The 15,959-nt window shown below is 72.9% G+C and carries 16 protein-coding genes; 8 read left to right on the plus strand and 8 right to left on the minus strand.

What is annotated here, in order from left to right; genetic code table 11:
* Positions 1 to 34 precede the first annotated feature (34 nt).
* The 5 genes from ACZ6I3_RS08835 to ACZ6I3_RS08855 all read left to right on the plus strand — a co-directional run bounded on the left by ACZ6I3_RS08835 (position 35) and on the right by ACZ6I3_RS08855 (position 4,077).
* A complete protein-coding gene (locus ACZ6I3_RS08835; RefSeq protein WP_469412963.1) occupies positions 35 to 826 on the plus strand; it encodes an MBL fold metallo-hydrolase in 792 nt (263 codons plus the stop codon).
* Positions 827 to 936: 110 nt separating this feature from the next.
* Positions 937 to 1,578: a DNA alkylation repair protein gene (locus ACZ6I3_RS08840; RefSeq protein WP_469413126.1), complete on the plus strand. Its 642-nt coding sequence runs from the start codon at positions 937 to 939 to the stop codon at positions 1,576 to 1,578.
* A 405-nt stretch (positions 1,579 to 1,983) separates the two neighbouring features.
* Entirely contained in the window at positions 1,984 to 2,214 is a 231-nt protein-coding gene (locus ACZ6I3_RS08845) for a hypothetical protein (RefSeq protein WP_189724268.1), read from the plus strand.
* On the plus strand, positions 2,211 to 3,104 hold the full coding sequence (locus ACZ6I3_RS08850; protein ID WP_469412965.1) for an XRE family transcriptional regulator: 894 nt from the start codon (positions 2,211 to 2,213) through the stop codon (positions 3,102 to 3,104). Before ACZ6I3_RS08845 ends, ACZ6I3_RS08850 begins: the two co-directional genes overlap by 4 nt.
* Before the next feature lie 10 nt (positions 3,105 to 3,114).
* Positions 3,115 to 4,077, plus strand: a complete 963-nt coding sequence (locus ACZ6I3_RS08855; RefSeq protein ID WP_469412966.1) for a DUF6207 family protein — start codon at positions 3,115 to 3,117, stop codon at positions 4,075 to 4,077.
* On the opposite strand, the gene ACZ6I3_RS08860 is transcribed toward ACZ6I3_RS08855, so the two are convergent.
* Both ACZ6I3_RS08860 and ACZ6I3_RS08865 read right to left on the minus strand, forming a co-directional pair.
* Entirely contained in the window at positions 4,061 to 4,747 is a 687-nt protein-coding gene (locus ACZ6I3_RS08860) for a DUF4397 domain-containing protein (RefSeq protein ID WP_469412968.1), read from the minus strand. The genes ACZ6I3_RS08855 and ACZ6I3_RS08860 overlap by 17 nt on opposite strands.
* A gap of 116 nt (positions 4,748 to 4,863) precedes the next feature.
* Positions 4,864 to 5,445: an RNA polymerase sigma factor gene (locus ACZ6I3_RS08865; protein ID WP_469412969.1), complete on the minus strand. Its 582-nt coding sequence runs from the start codon at positions 5,443 to 5,445 to the stop codon at positions 4,864 to 4,866.
* A 113-nt stretch (positions 5,446 to 5,558) separates the two neighbouring features.
* Between ACZ6I3_RS08865 and ACZ6I3_RS08870 the strand changes: the two genes are divergently transcribed.
* Complete coding sequence (locus ACZ6I3_RS08870) at positions 5,559 to 6,548, plus strand: MerR family transcriptional regulator (RefSeq protein WP_469412971.1); 990 nt, start codon at positions 5,559 to 5,561, stop codon at positions 6,546 to 6,548.
* On the opposite strand, the gene ACZ6I3_RS08875 is transcribed toward ACZ6I3_RS08870, so the two are convergent.
* The 4 genes from ACZ6I3_RS08875 to ACZ6I3_RS08890 all read right to left on the minus strand — a co-directional run bounded on the left by ACZ6I3_RS08875 (position 6,537) and on the right by ACZ6I3_RS08890 (position 12,107).
* Positions 6,537 to 8,036 (minus strand): cryptochrome/photolyase family protein, encoded by a 1,500-nt coding sequence (locus ACZ6I3_RS08875; RefSeq protein ID WP_469412973.1) that lies wholly within the window; start codon positions 8,034 to 8,036, stop codon positions 6,537 to 6,539. The genes ACZ6I3_RS08870 and ACZ6I3_RS08875 overlap by 12 nt on opposite strands.
* Positions 8,037 to 8,051: 15 nt before the next feature.
* Positions 8,052 to 9,425: a cryptochrome/photolyase family protein gene (locus ACZ6I3_RS08880; RefSeq protein ID WP_469412974.1), complete on the minus strand. Its 1,374-nt coding sequence runs from the start codon at positions 9,423 to 9,425 to the stop codon at positions 8,052 to 8,054.
* 48 nt (positions 9,426 to 9,473) lie between these two features.
* Positions 9,474 to 11,045, minus strand: a complete 1,572-nt coding sequence (locus ACZ6I3_RS08885) for an SDR family oxidoreductase (protein WP_469412975.1) — start codon at positions 11,043 to 11,045, stop codon at positions 9,474 to 9,476.
* Positions 11,046 to 11,213: 168 nt separating this feature from the next.
* On the minus strand, positions 11,214 to 12,107 hold the full coding sequence (locus tag ACZ6I3_RS08890; RefSeq protein WP_469412977.1) for an SDR family oxidoreductase: 894 nt from the start codon (positions 12,105 to 12,107) through the stop codon (positions 11,214 to 11,216).
* A 144-nt stretch (positions 12,108 to 12,251) separates the two neighbouring features.
* Here ACZ6I3_RS08890 and ACZ6I3_RS08895 point away from each other — a divergent pair, with 144 nt between their 5' ends.
* Positions 12,252 to 12,878 carry a glyoxalase gene (locus tag ACZ6I3_RS08895; protein WP_469412978.1) on the plus strand — a complete coding sequence of 209 codons (627 nt, stop codon included), beginning with the start codon at positions 12,252 to 12,254 and terminating at the stop codon, positions 12,876 to 12,878.
* 104 nt (positions 12,879 to 12,982) lie between these two features.
* The gene (locus ACZ6I3_RS08900) at positions 12,983 to 13,984 is read left to right on the plus strand and encodes an NAD-dependent epimerase/dehydratase family protein (protein WP_469412980.1); all 1,002 of its coding nucleotides are present in this window, start codon (positions 12,983 to 12,985) and stop codon (positions 13,982 to 13,984) included.
* A 47-nt stretch (positions 13,985 to 14,031) separates the two neighbouring features.
* On the opposite strand, the gene ACZ6I3_RS08905 is transcribed toward ACZ6I3_RS08900, so the two are convergent.
* Entirely contained in the window at positions 14,032 to 15,144 is a 1,113-nt protein-coding gene (locus tag ACZ6I3_RS08905; RefSeq protein WP_469412982.1) for a sensor histidine kinase, read from the minus strand.
* Positions 15,141 to 15,872 carry a response regulator transcription factor gene (locus ACZ6I3_RS08910; protein ID WP_469412984.1) on the minus strand — a complete coding sequence of 244 codons (732 nt, stop codon included), beginning with the start codon at positions 15,870 to 15,872 and terminating at the stop codon, positions 15,141 to 15,143. The genes ACZ6I3_RS08905 and ACZ6I3_RS08910 overlap by 4 nt, the downstream gene beginning before the upstream one ends.
* Positions 15,873 to 15,959: the final 87 nt, after the last annotated feature.

A 15,959-nucleotide genomic window follows, 5' to 3' on the forward strand; every position in this document is an offset into this window, starting at 1 on the left:
GGATAAACCGATCTCATCCGTGAGGTGTTTCCCTGTGACTCCTTCAGTGACGACCCGTGAGCAGTTCCCCGTCCGCGTCTTCGGCGGCCCGACCGCTCTCTTCGAGTACGGCGGCCTGCGGTTCCTGACCGACCCCACCTTCGACGCCCCCGGCGACTACCCGGAGTCGGACGGCCCGGTCCTGACCAAGACCGCCCCCGCCTCCGGCAGCCCCGCCGAACTCGGCCCCGTCGACGTGGTTCTGCTGTCCCACGACGAGCACGCCGACAACCTCGACCGGGCCGGCCGGGCCCTGCTCGCCGACATACCGCTGACCCTCACCACCCCCGGTGGCGGCAAGCGCCTCGGCGGCACGGCCAGGGGGCTGGCCGACTGGGAGCCGGTCGAGTTGGACCGCCCTGGCGGCGGCACGGTCACCGTGACCGGCGTTCCCGCCATCCACGGCCCCGGTGCGCGCGAGGAGACCGAGGCGATCACCGGACAGGTCGTCGGATTCGTCCTGACCGGAGACGGACTGCCCACCGTGTACGTCAGCGGTGACAACGCCTCCCTCGACGCGGTCAGGGAGACCGCCGAGCGCCTCGGGCCGGTGGACACCGCCGTCCTCTTCGCGGGCGCGCCCCGCTTCGCCGGCCTCTTCGACGGCGGCGCCCTCGTGCTGGACAGCGCCCAGGCCGCCGAAGCCACCCGGATCCTCGGTGCCCGCCGCGTCGTCCCCGTCCACTACGACAGCTGGACCCACTTCACCGAGGGCCGCGACGCACTCCAGGCCGCCTTTACCGCCGCGGGGCTGGCCGACCGCCTGGACTGGGGACACCCGGGCTGATCCCGGGCATCGCCGCAGCCGGGTTCCGTCGTACCGTGAATGCCGAACGTGAGGGACAGGAGGCCGAGGTGGCCGAGACGACGCAGCCCGGGACGACGGTCGCCGAGGTGATGGCCGAGCTGGCCGCCCTCGAGGACCCCAAGGCGCGCGAGGTGAACGAGCGGCACGGCGACGACCACGGTGTGAACCTCGGCAAGCTGCGCGCGCTCGCGAAGCGGCTGAAGACACAGCAGGAACTCGCGGGCCGGCTCTGGGAGACGGAAGACACCGCGGCGAGACTGCTGGCGCTCCTGATCTGCCGCCCCAAGGCATTCGAGCGTGATCAACTGGACGTCATGCTGCGCGAGGCGCGCACACCCAAGGTGCACGACTGGCTCGTGAACTACGTGGTGAAGAAGAGCCCGCACTCCGAAGAGCTGCGCTCGGCCTGGTCCGCCGATCCGGATCCCGTGGTCGCGAGCGCCGGCTGGGCGCTGACCACCGATCGTGTGGCGAAGAAGCCCGAGGGCCTCGACCTCGCGGGGCTGCTCGACGTCATCGAGGCGGACATGAAGGACGCCCCGGACCGCTTGCAGTGGGCGATGAACCACTGCCTGGCCCAGATCGGGATCGAGCACCCCGAGCACCGCACCCGTGCCATCGGCATCGGCGAGCGCCTGGAAGTGCTCAAGGACTATCCGACGTCCCCCGGCTGCACGTCCCCGTTCGCGCCCGTCTGGATCGCCGAGATGGTGCGCCGACAGCACGGCTAGCGAGTAGGCGCTCCCGCCCAGCACGGGGCCTGGGCGGGAGCGGTGCGGCCCCTTCCGGTCGTTCTTCAGCACGAAGGGGCCGCTCGTCCTTCCAGACTGGAAGGTCCGACGCCCGGGGAGGCGTCCGCGTTCCATGGTGCGCCTTGCCCCCGGTGTCGCGACGAGAAGTACGTTTCCGCCTTCAAAAGCGTTCAATCCGCCATGTTTTGCGCGTGCGGGTGACCGACATGGTCCAGTGAGGCGCGCTGTGGGCACCGGGGTGCCCGGCGGCATTGTTCCGTAACTCCATGATCACGTTGAGTGTCCGGCGGTCGACGCACCATGCTGACGTCCAACTCCTCCGCAGCGCCTCAGCACCGCCGGGGAAGAGCCTTCCAGACGCCTCGAGTTGAGAGACAAGGTGCGATGTCCAGTAAGCAGGTGTTGACCGTCGTCGTGATGGTGGCGGTCTTCGCGTGGAGCACGGTGATGACCGTGCTGGGGCACCTCGCGGCCGTGGCCGCGCTGCTGCCGTCGCTCGGACTGCTCGTCCAGCAGATCGTCGCCGCCCTCCACGCCACGCAGTCCCCGCGCCACACCCCGGTGGACGCCGCCCCGACGGCCATAGCGGCCGGACCCGAGGAGTCGGTGCGATGACCCCGTTCCCCGCGTACGAGCAGCCCGACGGCGAGCCGCCGAGCAGGCGCGGCCGCAAACCGGAGTCGATCGGCGAGCAGGTGGGCCCCTCCCACCGGGCCTGGCTGGAGCCGGTGCGCAACAGGCTCTTCGCCACCGGGCTCACACTCGACGACCTCGTCGGCCGCTCCGGCTACTCCAAGGCCCGCATCAGCGAACTGCTGCGCGGCAAGGGCTACTACCCCGGCTGGGAGATCACCTACAGCGTGGTCCGGGCCCTGGACATCCCCGTCTGGCCGCTGCGCCGGCTGTGGACGGCGGCGGCACGCGAGGCGGCCAAGGACCCCACGTGGATCGAGAGCCGCATACACGCCGTCCAGCCGCTGCCGCCGGAACGGCCCCCGCTCGCGCACCAGGGCTTCACCGAGGCCATGCGCCACCCCTACACCGCCTACGCCCGCGCCTTCCTGCAGAGCGACCGGCGCGCCCACTGGGTCGTCTCGGAGGCCAGCGACATCCTCTGGCTGGGCTGGGACGACGCCGTCGCCGGCCCCAACGTCCCCCGCCACGCCTGGCGGCTGCTGCGCTCCCGCGTCCTGTTACGCGCGCACCTTCACCCGGCCGGACATCCCGACCTGCGCCCGGCGGCGTTCCAGACCGTCGACCAGAGCCGGATCGACGACCTCACCGCCCGGTTCGCCCGCATCGGCCGGCTCGCCGACTTCTTCGACGCCGTCGCCCGGCTGCCCCAGAACCAGCTCGACGTCACCGTCCTGCGCTACCTGTGCGGCATCCACCCCGACGCGATCCCCGACGTCGTCGGTCTGTCCACGGCCATCACCCAGTCCATCGACCACCACGCCCGAGGCGCCCTGGAAGGCACCTACCACCGCCATGACAACCGGGAGTGAGCACCCCGCCATGACCGCCATCGACGATCTCCTCTCCCGCTCGCTCCTGCTGCACGATCCCCAGGTGCCGTCGGACACCGTCCCGTACGAGGACACCGCCTACCCGGCCTTCGCTCCGGACGGCACCCCGCTGTGGGACGTCGGCGGCGGCGACTTGGCCGACGACAACGCCGCCCGGAGCCTGCGGGCCCTGTGCGAGGCGGTCGTCGTCCACTCCACGCCCGGCCAGCTCGCCGACTTCGTCACCGAACAGCTGCCCTCCCCGCGCGGCGCCTGGATCCTGGGCTGCGTCCTGCAACTCGCCGACGAGCGGGACGGCGCGCGCTTCTGGTGGCAGTACGCCGCCGGGGCCGGCGAACCCGCCGCCTCCTACTGCCTCCACCTGCATCACCTCGCGCTCGGCGACAGGCAGGCGGCCGCCCTGTGGCACAAGCAGGCCGGCGACGACGCACCGGCCGACAGCGGCCTCGGCGTCGACACCAGCATCCCCACGGTCCTGCGCATCCTCAGTCGCCTGGCCCCCACCGCCCCCCGCGACCACACCGAGACCTTCACCGCGGTCAAGTCCTACGTCACCCACGCCGTCGCCGCCGGCTACGCCCGCAACCCCGGCTACGAAATCCCGCTCCCCGGCCCTCACTTCGCCGAACAACTCGAGATCATCCTGGCCGCCACGTCAGCGGTCTCCCGGTCCGTACGACAGGCCCAGCCGCCGGCCACCGGCCTGCCCAACCGCACCAGGCCGCGATCCGACGCCGCGGATCGCTCCGGCGAGTCCGTGCACGAGCCGGAACGGGTCCTGGTGGAGACCGCCGCACGCGACGAGTCCGCCTCCAGCTTCTTCCGGGAAGCCCTCGCGGCCTGCTGGGAAACGGCCGTCGCGGACCGCACGGCCAGGGGAGCGGACCGTCGCGATGTGCGGCTGCGCTACCTCCTGGACCGCCGGCCCACCGAACCTACTTCGTGGCGCTGAGCGTCTGCGTCGCCAGTGCCAGGTTCTTGTCCTCGGCGCTGCCCCAGGCGTAGACGACATTGGCCGTCCCGTCCTTGAGGGGCAGGTCGGCCGGGCCGATAGCCACGGTGTCCGTGCCGGCGAGCACGACATCGGCCTTCACGGTCCCTGCCTCGACCTCGGTGGTGTCCTCCTTGGGGTTCTCCAGGCCGGTGAAGAGCGGCTGCCCGTTCGCGCGGACGTCGACGGCCGGCGCCGCGGCGACATGACGCACCGTGAGGCGGGCCTTGCCGTCGTCGACCTGCGAGACATCGTTGGTGTAAGCGGTCAGCTGGGGTTCGCCGGCGGCGGTGAGGTGGGCGGCGATCGTGGCGTTACCGCCCTCGGGCACCTCGATCTCCTTCTCGAGGGCGGGTGTGCCGTCCGGGTTCTGGCCCGCTTCGAAGATCTGTATGTCGTAGGTCCCGGCTTTGAGGGCCTGCGGGTCGGTCACCGTGCCGGGCTTGAAGTCGCCGATCAGCTCGTCACCGTTGGCGTACACATCGACGGTCATCCCGGGGATGCCGTGGAAGACAGACACCATGGCCTCGTTCTGTGAGGCGGCGCCCGCCATGGCGGGCGCGGTGGCGCCCAGCGCCAGGGCACAGGCGGCGGCCGATGCGGCGACAGCGAGAGAGGTCCGGGAAGTCATGGGGTCATCCCTTCGAATGCGCCTCCGCACGTTGCGGGGTCTCGATGTCGTTTCGTGAAGGGCGACCGCCGCGGATGCGCGGGCGGCACCTTTCGTCGGCCGGTTCGGCGACGCGCCTAGACGCTCGTCCAGCGGACCTGGCCCGGTTCGATCGCCCTGCGCAGCCGCTGCAGGCCGCGGCGGGCGTGACTCTTCACCGTGCCGAGGGGCATTCCGGTCCGTTCCGCGATCTGCGCCTGGGTCAGGTCCTCGTAGAAGGCCAGGCACAGCACATGCCGCTGGTGCCACGGCAGACAGGACAACTCGTGCACCAGCAGGACCCGGTCCAGGACGTCCTCCGCCGCCGACTCGTCCCGTCCGAGCGTGTCGTCCGTGTGGGCGAGCGAGTCGGCGAGAGCCAGCCGTCTGGTCCGGGCGGCCAGCGCGTCGACGATCTTGCGCCGGGTGATGCCCACGAGCCAGGCGCCCAGCGGGCCCCGCTCCGGGCGGAAGCCGGCCTGACCGCGCCAGGCGCCGAGGAACACCTGCTGCGTGACGTCGTCGGCCTCGTGCGTGTCGCCGAGCGACCGGGTGGCCATGGTGTGGACCAGGGGCGCCCAGCGCCGGTAGACCGCGGCGAAGGCGTCCTCGTCGGCGGCACGGAATCCAAGGGCCAGCTCGTCCTCGTACCTGGTTTCTTCTCGGGTGTCGGTGATCATGGCCTGGTTCCTCCTGCCATGCGCGAGGTGCGACCATCCGCACGCGTCCCAGTGTTGTGACGCACAAACGACGCAGGCAACATGCGTCGTTTGTGCGTCGTACAGTGGGGCCCGTGAGCAGAGGTGACGGCGATGGCCGGCACGACGAGGAACCGGGGCACGGCGGGCTCACCACCGGAGAAGTGGCGAGGCGCCTCGGGGTGGCGCCCACCACGGTCCGTTCCTGGGACCGCCGCTACGGCATCGGGCCCGACGCGCACACCGGCGGCCGGCACCGCCGCTGGACCGCCGCGGACGTGGCCCGTCTGGAGCGGATGTGCGCCCTGACGGCGACCGGGCTGCCCCCCGCCGAGGCCGCGCGCACGGCACTCGGCGATACGCCGCCGGACGCGGTCCCGCGCACCCGGGCCCCCCTCCCGCCACCGCCGCGCCGCAGCCGGGCCGGGAGCGGCATGCGGCTCGGCGACGTGCGTCAGGAGTCCCGGGGGATAGCCCGTGCCGCCCTGCGTCTCGACGCCGCCGCTCTGGACGAACTGCTGCTGGCGGCGATCGCCGACCACGGGCTGGTCACCGCCTGGACCGAGGTGATCATGCCCACGCTGCAGGCGACCGGACGCAAGTGGGAGAGCTCGGGCGAGAAGTACGTGGAGGTGGAGCACTTCCTGTCCTGGCACGTCTCCGGGGCGCTGCGCCGCAGCGCCCCGCCCGTGGTCGCCGACGGCCCCGGCATCACCACGGTGCTCGCCTGCGTCCCGGGGGAGAACCACACCCTGCCGCTGGAGGTGCTGGCCGCCGCACTGGCCGAACGCGGTCTGCCGGTGCGCATGTTCGGTGCCGCGCTGCCCGTCGAGTCCGTCGTCGCTGCGGTGCGCAGGACCGGACCGGCCGCGGTGGGCCTGTGGGCACAGTCCCGCACCACGGCCAGCCGGCCGCTGGCTCAGCACGTGGCGGCGATGGAATGGGGGGTGCGCGGTGCCCGCAGGAAGCCGGTCGTCCTGACCCTGGGGCCGGGCTGGGCCGGTCAGACCCTTGCCGGGCTGCCCCATCCCCCCGGCCTGGCCGAGGCCCTGGCGGTGCTGGAGTCGGTCGTGTCAGGGCGGTGAGTCACCGCGGGCCCGCTCCTGGCGCCGCACGTCGGCGAGGTCGGCGAGCCGGTCCAGGCCGCGCACCGCCCGTGCCATGCGGTGGTTGCGCTCCAGCCCGGAGCGGTGCCGGTCGAGGAAGGCCCAGTACCCCGCGGTGTAGGGGCACGCCTGTGCGCCGGTCCGGTCCCCGGGCCGGTAGACGCACGAGCCGCACAGATCGCTCATCCGGTTCACATAGGCACCGCCGGACGTGTACGGCTTGGTGGTCATACGGCCGCCGTCGGCGTACTGGGACATGCCGACGACATTGGGCACCATCACCCAGTCGTAGCCGTCGACGAAACAGCGGTGGAACCAGTCGGTGACCGCGGCCGGATCCCAGCCCCGCTGGAGCGCGTAGCTGCCGAGGATCATCAGCCGGGGGATGTGGTGGGTCCATCCCGTGTCGCGCACCTGGGACAGCACCGTGCGCAGACAGCGCGCCGCCACGTCGTCCGCGTCCAGGTCGTTCCACCAGTCCGGCAACGGGGCGGTGTGGCGGAGCACGTTGGAGTTCCGGTAGTCCTCACCGAAGTGCCAGTACAGCTGCCACACGTACTCGCGCCAGCCGGCGATCTGCCGGACGAAGCCCTCGACGCTGTTCAGCGGTGCTTGTCCCTCGCGCCACGCCGCTTCGGCCCGCTCGACGCACTCGGCGGGATCGAGCAGCCCCAGATTGAGCGAGGACGACAGCAGGCTGTGGCTCATGACGGGATCGGCGGCGAGCATGGCGTCCTCGTACGGCCCGAACGCGGTGAGCCTGCGCTCGACGAAGCGCCGCAGGGCCGCCCGGGCCTCGGCGCGGGTCGCGGGGAACAGCCGTGGCCCGTCCCGCCCGACGAAGCGCACGTCGCCGTCCTTCTCCCAGCGGTCGAGGTCGTGGCGGACCCGCTCGTCGATGTCGTCCTCGCGCGGCCGGTAGGGCCGGTCGACCGGCAGGGCGGCCGCGCCACGGGGCGGCGGCTCCCGGTTGTCGTGATCGAGGTTCCACCGGCCGCCCGCGGGCCGTTCGCCGTCCATCAGCAGGTCGTGTCCCCGCCGGACCCAGCGGTAGAAGTCCTCCTGACGCAAGCTCCTGCCGCCCTGACCGTCGGCCCAGGCGGCGAAGTCGTCCATGGGCACCAGGAATCCGCGCGCCGGGCCCGTCGTGACCCGCGGCAGCGAGCGCACCAGCCGCAGCGCGGCGTACGAGGTCGGGTGGTGCACGGTCAGGGCCCGGCCGCGCGCCGCCCGGTCGAGCCCTTCCCGGTAGGTGTCAGCGCGCACATAGGTGACGCGGTCGCCGAGTTCGGCCGCCCGGTGACGCATGGCGGACAGGACCAGGTGCGCCTTGGCACGGTGGAAGCGCCGGCGCCGGAACACCGACCGGGCCTCGATCATCAGCAGCGGCGTGTCGCGGGTGAGGCCGCTGTCCTGCGACGGCCGCAGGAAATGCGGACCCAGCTGATCACCGAAGAGCCAGTGCATGCGGCGCTCCCGCCGTCAGTCCCGGCCGCGCGCGTGCTTGAACCGTGCCAGGCCCTCACCGAGATCGATCAGCGGCTGCGGGTAGTCCACCCGCGCCCGTTCCTCTTCGGGCAGCCGCCAGGGCTCATGGATGCGGGCATCGGGCACCTCCGACAGTTCCGGCACCCAGCGCCGTACGTACCCTCCCGCCGGGTCGAAGCGCTTGCCCTGGACGACCGGGTTGAGGACGCGGTGGGGACGGGTGTCGGTGCCGGTCCCGGCGACCCACTGCCAGTTGAGCTGGTTGTTGACGACGTCGCCGTCCACCAGCAGGTCCAGGAAGTGCCGGGCGCCGATCCGCCAGTCCACGTACAGGGTCTTGGCCAGGAAACTCGCCGTCAGCAGCCGCGCCCGGTTGTGCATCCAGCCCTCGTGGCGCAGCTGGCGCATGGCCGCGTCGACGACCGGGTAGCCGGTGCGGCCCTCCCGCCACGCGGCGATGTCCTCGGCGGCCTCGTCCTCGCTCCGCCACTGGTCGTGCCGGGTCCGGTAGTCCTCCCGTGAGGCGTCCGGGCGCGCCGCCAGCACCTGGTGGTGGAAGTCCCGCCAGCACAGCTGCCGTACGTACGCCTCCGCCCCCGGCCCGCCGCGCTCGCGGGCCCGCTGGACCATTTCCACCGGCGACAGGGCACCGAAGTGCAGATAGGGCGAGAGCCTGGAGGTCGCGTCGCCCGCCAGATCGTCGTGCCCGTCCTCGTACGCGGAGAGGCCGCTGCGTACCCAGCGGGAGAACCGGTCGCGCCCAGCCGCCTCGCCGCCGGTGGGCAGGCCCGGCGAGATGCCGGACACCTCGTCCCGGGAGGGCAGTGGCTCGCCCCGCACGGCGCCAGGGACGCGCACGACGCGCGGCGCCGGACAGATGTCCCTCGGCCGCTCCTGCGACCAGCGGCGGAAGTAGGGGGTGAACACGGCGAAGTGGTCGTTGCCCGCGGGCGTCACGGCGCCGGGTGCGACGGCCGTGATCACGCCGTCGTGCACGTGCAGCGCCACGCCCTGTCCGCGCAGCGCGTCCCGCAACTGCTCCTCCCGCCCATGGGCGTAGCCGGTGACGCCCGCCGCGATGTGCACCTCCGTCGCCTCGCACTCGGCGGCCACCGCGCAGACCTCCTGGACGACCGGGCCCTTGCGTACGACGAGCCGGCCGCCGCGCCGGCGCAGCGAGGCGTCGAGGTCGGTCAGGCAGTCGGCCAGGAAGGCGCTGCGGTTGGGCACGTCGAAGCCCGCCGCGTGGACACCGGGGTCGCGGACGAAGAGCGGCACCACCTCGTCCGCCCACGCCAGTGCGGCGCGCAGCGGCGGATGGTCGTGCACCCGCAGATCCGAGGTGAACAAGACGACCGCGACGGTCATGGCGACTCTCCTGAGGGTGCCGTGCGATGGGGATCGCGAGGTGGATCTCTACTGCCTGACTCTTCGGTCGCGGCGCGTGATCCGGATGCGGCCGGGACGCGGGCCGGCCCGGCGCGCGCTCATGCCCTTGGCGGCGGCCTGGGTGATGTTGCGGGCCATGCCTCCGAAGACGACGGCGTGAAACGGGGAGAGGGACCACCAGTAGGCATGCCCCAGCAGACCCCGGGGATGGAAGAGGGCGCGCTGCCGGTAGCGCGTGCGGCCCGCGTCGTCCGTCTCCGCGTACATCTCCAGCCACGCGAGACCGGGCAGGCGCATCTCCGCGCGCAGTCGCAGCAGCCGGCCCGGCTCGATCTCCTCGACCCGCCAGAAGTCCAGGGAGTCGCCGGCCCGCAGGCGCTCGGCGTCACGTCGCCCGCGCCGCAGACCGACACCGCCGACGAAACGGTCCAGCCAGCCCCGGACCGTCCAGGCGAGCGGGAAGGAGTACCAGCCGTTGTCGCCGCCGATGCCCTCGATCACCCTCCACAGCGACTCCCGGGACGCGTCCACCGAGAGGTGCCGCTCGTCGTCGTAGAGGCTGCCGCCCGCCCAGTCCGGGTCGGTGGGCAGGGGATCGCTGGGCGCTCCGGGCACGGCGGCGGACGACCAGCGGGTGACGACCTGCGCCTCCCGCACCTTGCGCAGTGCCAGTGCCAGCGCCGCGTCGAAGGGCAGCGGCCGGCCCGGCAGGTCGGGCACGTACCGGGCGATGTCGTGCTCGCGGCACACGACCTCGTGGCGCAGCGACTCCGTCAGCGGCCGGGCGAGCGCGGCGGGCACCGGGGTGACCAGACCGACCCAGTGGCTGGACAGCCTCGGGGTGAGCACCGGCACCGGAACGATGAGCCTGCGCCGCAGCCCGGCCACCTTGGCGTACTGGTCCATCATCTCCCGGTACGTGAGGACGTCCGGCCCACCGATGTCGAACGCGCGGTCGACGTCATCCGGCATCGCGGCCGAACCGACGAGGTACCGCAGCACGTCCCGTACACCGATCGGCTGCGTCCGGGTGTGCACCCAACTGGGCGTGACCATGACCGGCAGCCGCTCGGTCAGATAGCGCAGCATCTCGAAGGAGGCCGATCCCGAACCGATGACGACCGCCGCCCGCAACACGGTGGCCGGGACCGGCGCGTCGAGGAAGACGCGTCCCACCTCGGCCCTGGACCGCAGATGCGGGGAGAGGGAGTCTTCCGGAACGTCCCGGGGTGTGAGCCCGCCGAGGTAGACGATCCGCCGCACACCGGCGGCCCGCGCCTGCTCGGCGAAGACCCGGGCCGCCCTGCGGTCGGTGTCCTCGAAGCCCGGACCGGTCCCCAGGGCGTGCACCAGGTAGTACGCGACGTCGACACCTCGCATCGCGGCGGCTACCGAATCGGCGTCCGTGACATCGCCCCGGACCGTCTCGGCGTGCCCCGCCCAGGGGTGATCGCGAAGCTTGCCGGGTGAGCGGGCCAGACACCGGACCCGGTGGCCGGCCTGGAGCAGTTCCGGCACCAGACGCCCGCCGACGTATCCGGACGCTCCGGTCACCAGACAGTGCAGCCGCTGTGCGTCCCGTTGTCCGCCTGTGTCCACGATCGGCTCCTCCACGTGTGCGCTCCGGCGTTGTGGCCCGGCTCCCTCGATCATGGCCGCGACAGCGGGTCCGCGCCTGTCGCGGCGGGCGAGGGGCCGCGTTCGCTCTCACACGACCACTTCGGACGCGTAGCGGCCGACGGATGCACGACACCGCCGAGCGGGCGTTCAACCGGGCGGGGTGTCGACGCCGGCCGCCTGGTCGGCACGGCCTCCGGCACCGAGCAGCCCCGTGGCCGTGAACGGCTCGTGGGCGGCGAGACGCGGCAGTTCACGGCGCGACAGCCGCGTGACGACCGGCGGCATCGCCGCCCGCACCAGCTGGGTGTACCGCAGCCAACGGGGCATGTAGACCGAGGGCCGGCGGCGTTCGGCCGCCGTGACCAGCCGGCCGGCGACATACGAGACGGGATACACCTTGCGCGCCGGCCGCGGCATGTGGCCGCGCAACTCCCGCAGCACCGCGTGCGCGTCGGCGTCGCGGACCATGTCCGTGTCCGTCCAGTTGATGTACGCGATTCCCACGCCCACACCCTGATGGGCGACCTCCGCCTGCAGCGCGTGGGCGAACGACTCGACGCCGGCCTTCGACGCGCAGTAGGCGCTCATCATCGGCGCGGCCCCGATGGACGCGAGCGACGCGACCTGGAGGAAGTAGCCCCGCGTGTCCAGGAGATCCGCCAGGAACGTCCGCGCGGTGACGGCACTGCCCACGAGGTTCACCTCGACGACCCGGCGCCAGACGTCGAGATCGGCCTCGGCGAACGGTCCGCCCTCGGCGACTCCCGCATTGGCGATCACCACCGAGGGCGGCCCGAACCGCGTACGGATCTCGTCGGCGACGCGAGCCATCCTGCGCTCGTCGGTGACATCGGCCTCCCAGCACTCGGACACGCCGTGAAGGCTGTCCCGCACCCGGGCCAGCGTCCGCTCCTCACGGCCGAGCAGCGCCACCCGCGCGCCCCGGCGGCACAGCTGTCGGGCCATCGCCTCCCCGAGGCCGCGCGCCGCACCGGTCACGACGGCGGTCCGACCGTGCAGGGGGCTGTGAGCGACCGGCATGGCACGCTCCTCTCCGCGGCGGCGCTGGCCCGGCCCACGTTAGGCGCGGACCGGGCCGTCGGCACGCCGGGCATCCCGGCCCCGTCGCCGTTCCGGTCAGGATTCGAGAAGCGTGGGTTCCGAAGCCGCTCTAGCGTCGACGTCATGACCTCCATCGCATCCGTCACCCTCGAGGTGTCCGACCCCACCGCCGCCGAACGCTTCCTCACCACCGCCTTCGGCCTGGGCGGGCAGGTACGCCTGCGGGCCTCGGAGGCACCGACCTCCGGCTTCCGCGGATTCACGCTGTCGCTCGTGGTGTCCCAGCCGGCCGACGTGGACGCCCTCGTCGACGCCGCCGCGGACGCCGGTGCCGCGACCCTGAAGCCCGCCGCCAAGTCGCTCTGGGGTTACGGGGGCGTCGTCCGGGCCCCGGACGGGACGATCTGGCAGGTGGCCTCGTCGGCCAAGAAGAACACCGGCCCGGCCACCCGGCGGATCGACGAGATCGTGCTCCTGCTCGGCGTCGAGGATGTGAAGGCCAGCAAGCAGTTCTACGTCGATCACGGCCTCGCCGTGGGGAAGAGCTTCGGCAGCAAGTACGTCGAGTTCGCCACCGGGCCGGGTCCGGTCAAGCTGGCCCTGTACAAGCGCCGGGGCCTCGCCAAGCTCGTCGGCATCTCACCCGACGGCACCGGATCACACCGGCTCACGGTCGACAGCGACGCCGGGACCTTCACCGACCCGGACGGCTTCGCCTGGGCGACGGCGCCGGAGAACGCGTCGCTGTGAACGCCGTGTTGTCCCGGTTCGGCGCACGGCGCGCGACCTTACGGAGTCATGACGTACCGGCGCGGTCCCGTGGCGCCGCACCGGTGCGGGCCTAGCGTGGCCGTATGCGCGTACTGGTCACCGGCGGTGCCGGGTTCATCGGGTCCCATGTCGTCACCGCTCTGCGGGAGCGTGGGCACGAGCCGGTCGTGTTCGACATGCGGGAGGAACCGGGCGCCGACGTGCGGGACCCGGCGGCCGTCCGCCGCGCCCTGGCCGGTGTGGACGCCGTGTGTCACCAGGCCGCGATGGTCGGGCTCGGGGACGGGGTCGCCGACGCGGCGGCGTACGTCTCGCACAACGATCTCGGGACGGCCGTGCTGCTCTCCGCCATGGCGGAGGCAGGCGTACGGCGTCTGGTGCTGGCCGGATCGATGGTGGTCTACGGGGAGGGGCGGTACGAGTGCCCCCGGCACGGGGGCGTACGGCCCGGGCCGCGTGCCGTCGCCGACCTCGACGCGGGCCGGTTCGAACCGCCGTGTCCGCTCTGCGGGGCTGATCTCGTCCCCGGGCTGGTCGGCGAGGACGCTCCGGCCGATCCCCGGAACGTGTACGCGACGACCAAGCTGACCCAGGAGCATCTCGCCGCCGCGTGGGCCCGTTGCACGGGCGGGTCGGCGGTGTCGCTGCGCTACCACAACGTGTACGGGCCCGGCATGCCCCGCGACACCCCGTACGCCGGTGTCGCCTCCTTCTTCCGCTCGGCGCTCGCCCGGGGCGAGGCACCGCGCGTGTTCGAGGACGGGCGGCAGCGGCGGGACTTCGTGCACGTCCGCGACGTGGCGGAGGCGGGCGCGGTGGCGCTGGAGGCCGAGGCGCCCCGGGGCGCGCTGACGGCGTACAACACCGGCAGCGGCGACCCGCACACCGTCGGCGAGATGGCGCGGGCGCTGGCCGCCGCGTACGGCGGGCCCGAGCCGGTCGTCACCGGCGAGTACCGTCTCGGGGACGTACGGCACATCACCGCGGACTCGTCGCGGCTGCGGGACGGGCTGGGGTGGAAGCCGGAGGTCGGCTTCGAGGAGGGCATGGCGGAGTTCGCGCGGGCCCGGCTGCGAAACGCGTAGCGGCCCTGCGGACTCGGCCGGTGAAAGACCGGTGGTGCTGCCCGTGTTCAGGAAGCGGCGGCGGGCAGCACCACCTCGAAACGGCAGCCGCCGGGGACGTTCCGAACGGTGGCCCGGCCCTGGTGAGCCTCCACGATTCCCCGGACGATGGCGAGGCCGAGGCCCGCGCCCGCCGGGGGTGTCCGGGCGTGCGTGCCGCGCCAGCCGGTGTCGAAGACGCGCGGCAGATCCTCCTCGGGGATACCGCCGCAGGCGTCCGTCACCGACAGCACGACGCCCTCGGCGGTACGTTCGGCGGAGATGGCGACCGTGCCGTCGGACGGGGTCCGGCGGATCGCGTTGACCAGCAGGTTGCCCAGCACCCGGCTCATCTCCTTGCCGTCCACCTCCACCGGTACCGGCTCGACACGGCCGCCCACCAGCCGCACTCCGTACTCCCGAGCCAGCGGATCGGCTCCCGCCAGCGCGTCGCCGACCAGGTCGTACAGGGAGATCCGGGTGAGGGCCAGGGGCAGGGTGCCGGCGTGGATGCGGGAGAGTTCGAAGAGGTCGCCGACCATGTCGTTGAGGCGTTCGACCTCCGTGCGCATCTGCTTCAGATAGCGGTCGGGGTCGGCGGCGACGCCGTCCTCCAGGGCCTCCGACATGGCGCGCAGACCGGCCAGCGGGGTGCGCAGGTCGTGCGAGATCCAGGCGACGAGTTCGCGCCGGGAGGTCTCGAGTGCGCGCTCCCGATCCCGGGACTCGGCGAGGCGGGCGCTGGTGGCGGCCAACTCGCGGCTCAGGACGTCCAGTTCCGCGGTCGTCGGTCCGTCGGGAGCGGCGAACTTCCCGCCGTCGCCGAAGGAGCGTGCGGCCACGGCGAGTTCGCGGCTGCGGGCCACGACCCAGCGGCCCAGCAACAGCGCGGTGGCGAGGGACACGACGGCCGCCATGGCGACGACGGTCGTGACGACGGTCAGGTCGTGGGCCGACAGGAACATCGCCCAGGCGACGGCGAGGGTGCCCGCGAGCATCGCGACGACACCGACCGCCGCGACCACGGCCAGCGAGGCGGTGAGCGAGCGGCGCCGGATCAGGCGCAGCGCGCCCGCTCCGGCCAGGCCGGTGGCCGCGGCACCGGCGAAGGCGTACAGGGCGATGAGGAGGGTGTCGTTCACGACCCGGCCTCCTCTCCGGCGGGGTCGAAGCGGTAGCCCACGCCCCACACGGTCTGGATCAGCCGGGGCCGGGCCGGGTCGTCCTCGACCTTGCCCCGCAGACGGCGGATGTGGACCGTGACCGTCGACAGATCGCCGAAGTCCCACCCCCACACCTCCCGCATCAGGTCCTCACGGCCGAAGGCCCGCCCCGGGTGGCGCAGGAAGAAGGAGAGCAGGTCGAACTCTCGGAGGGTGAGGGCGAGTTCGGTGCCGTTCCGGGTGGCCCGGCGGGCCGCCGGGTCGACGGTCAGACCGGCCGCGCCCAGCCGGTGCCCGGGGGCGGCGGGTCTGCTGCGGCGCAGTACCGACTCCACGCGCAGGACCAGCTCGCGAGGGCTGAAGGGCTTGGTGACGTAGTCGTCGGCGCCGACCTCCAGGCCGAGGATGCGGTCGTCCTCGTCGCCGCGCGCGGTGAGCATGATGACCGGCACCGGCCCCTGCGCCCGCATCCGCCGGCACACCTCCAGGCCGTCCATCCCGGGCAGCATCAGGTCGAGGACGACCAGGTCCGGCCAGTGCGCGGCGGCACGCGTGAGGGCCGTCGGGCCGTCGTCCGCGCGGTCGACGGCGTAACCGGCGCGGTCCAGATACCCGGCGACGACCTCGGCGACGGTCGGATCGTCGTCGACGACCAGGATCCGCGGGGGCCCGTCGGGGGTCTCCTCGTGCTGATGGGGCTGCTGCATGCCTCCAGCCTGGCACCGGGCCGCCGACGATGCGGTGCCCGGAGGCCTCCGGGCCGCCGACGTCCGCGTTTCGTAAGGAGCGGCAGT

Source organism: Streptomyces sp. NPDC041940, from assembly GCF_055589465.1.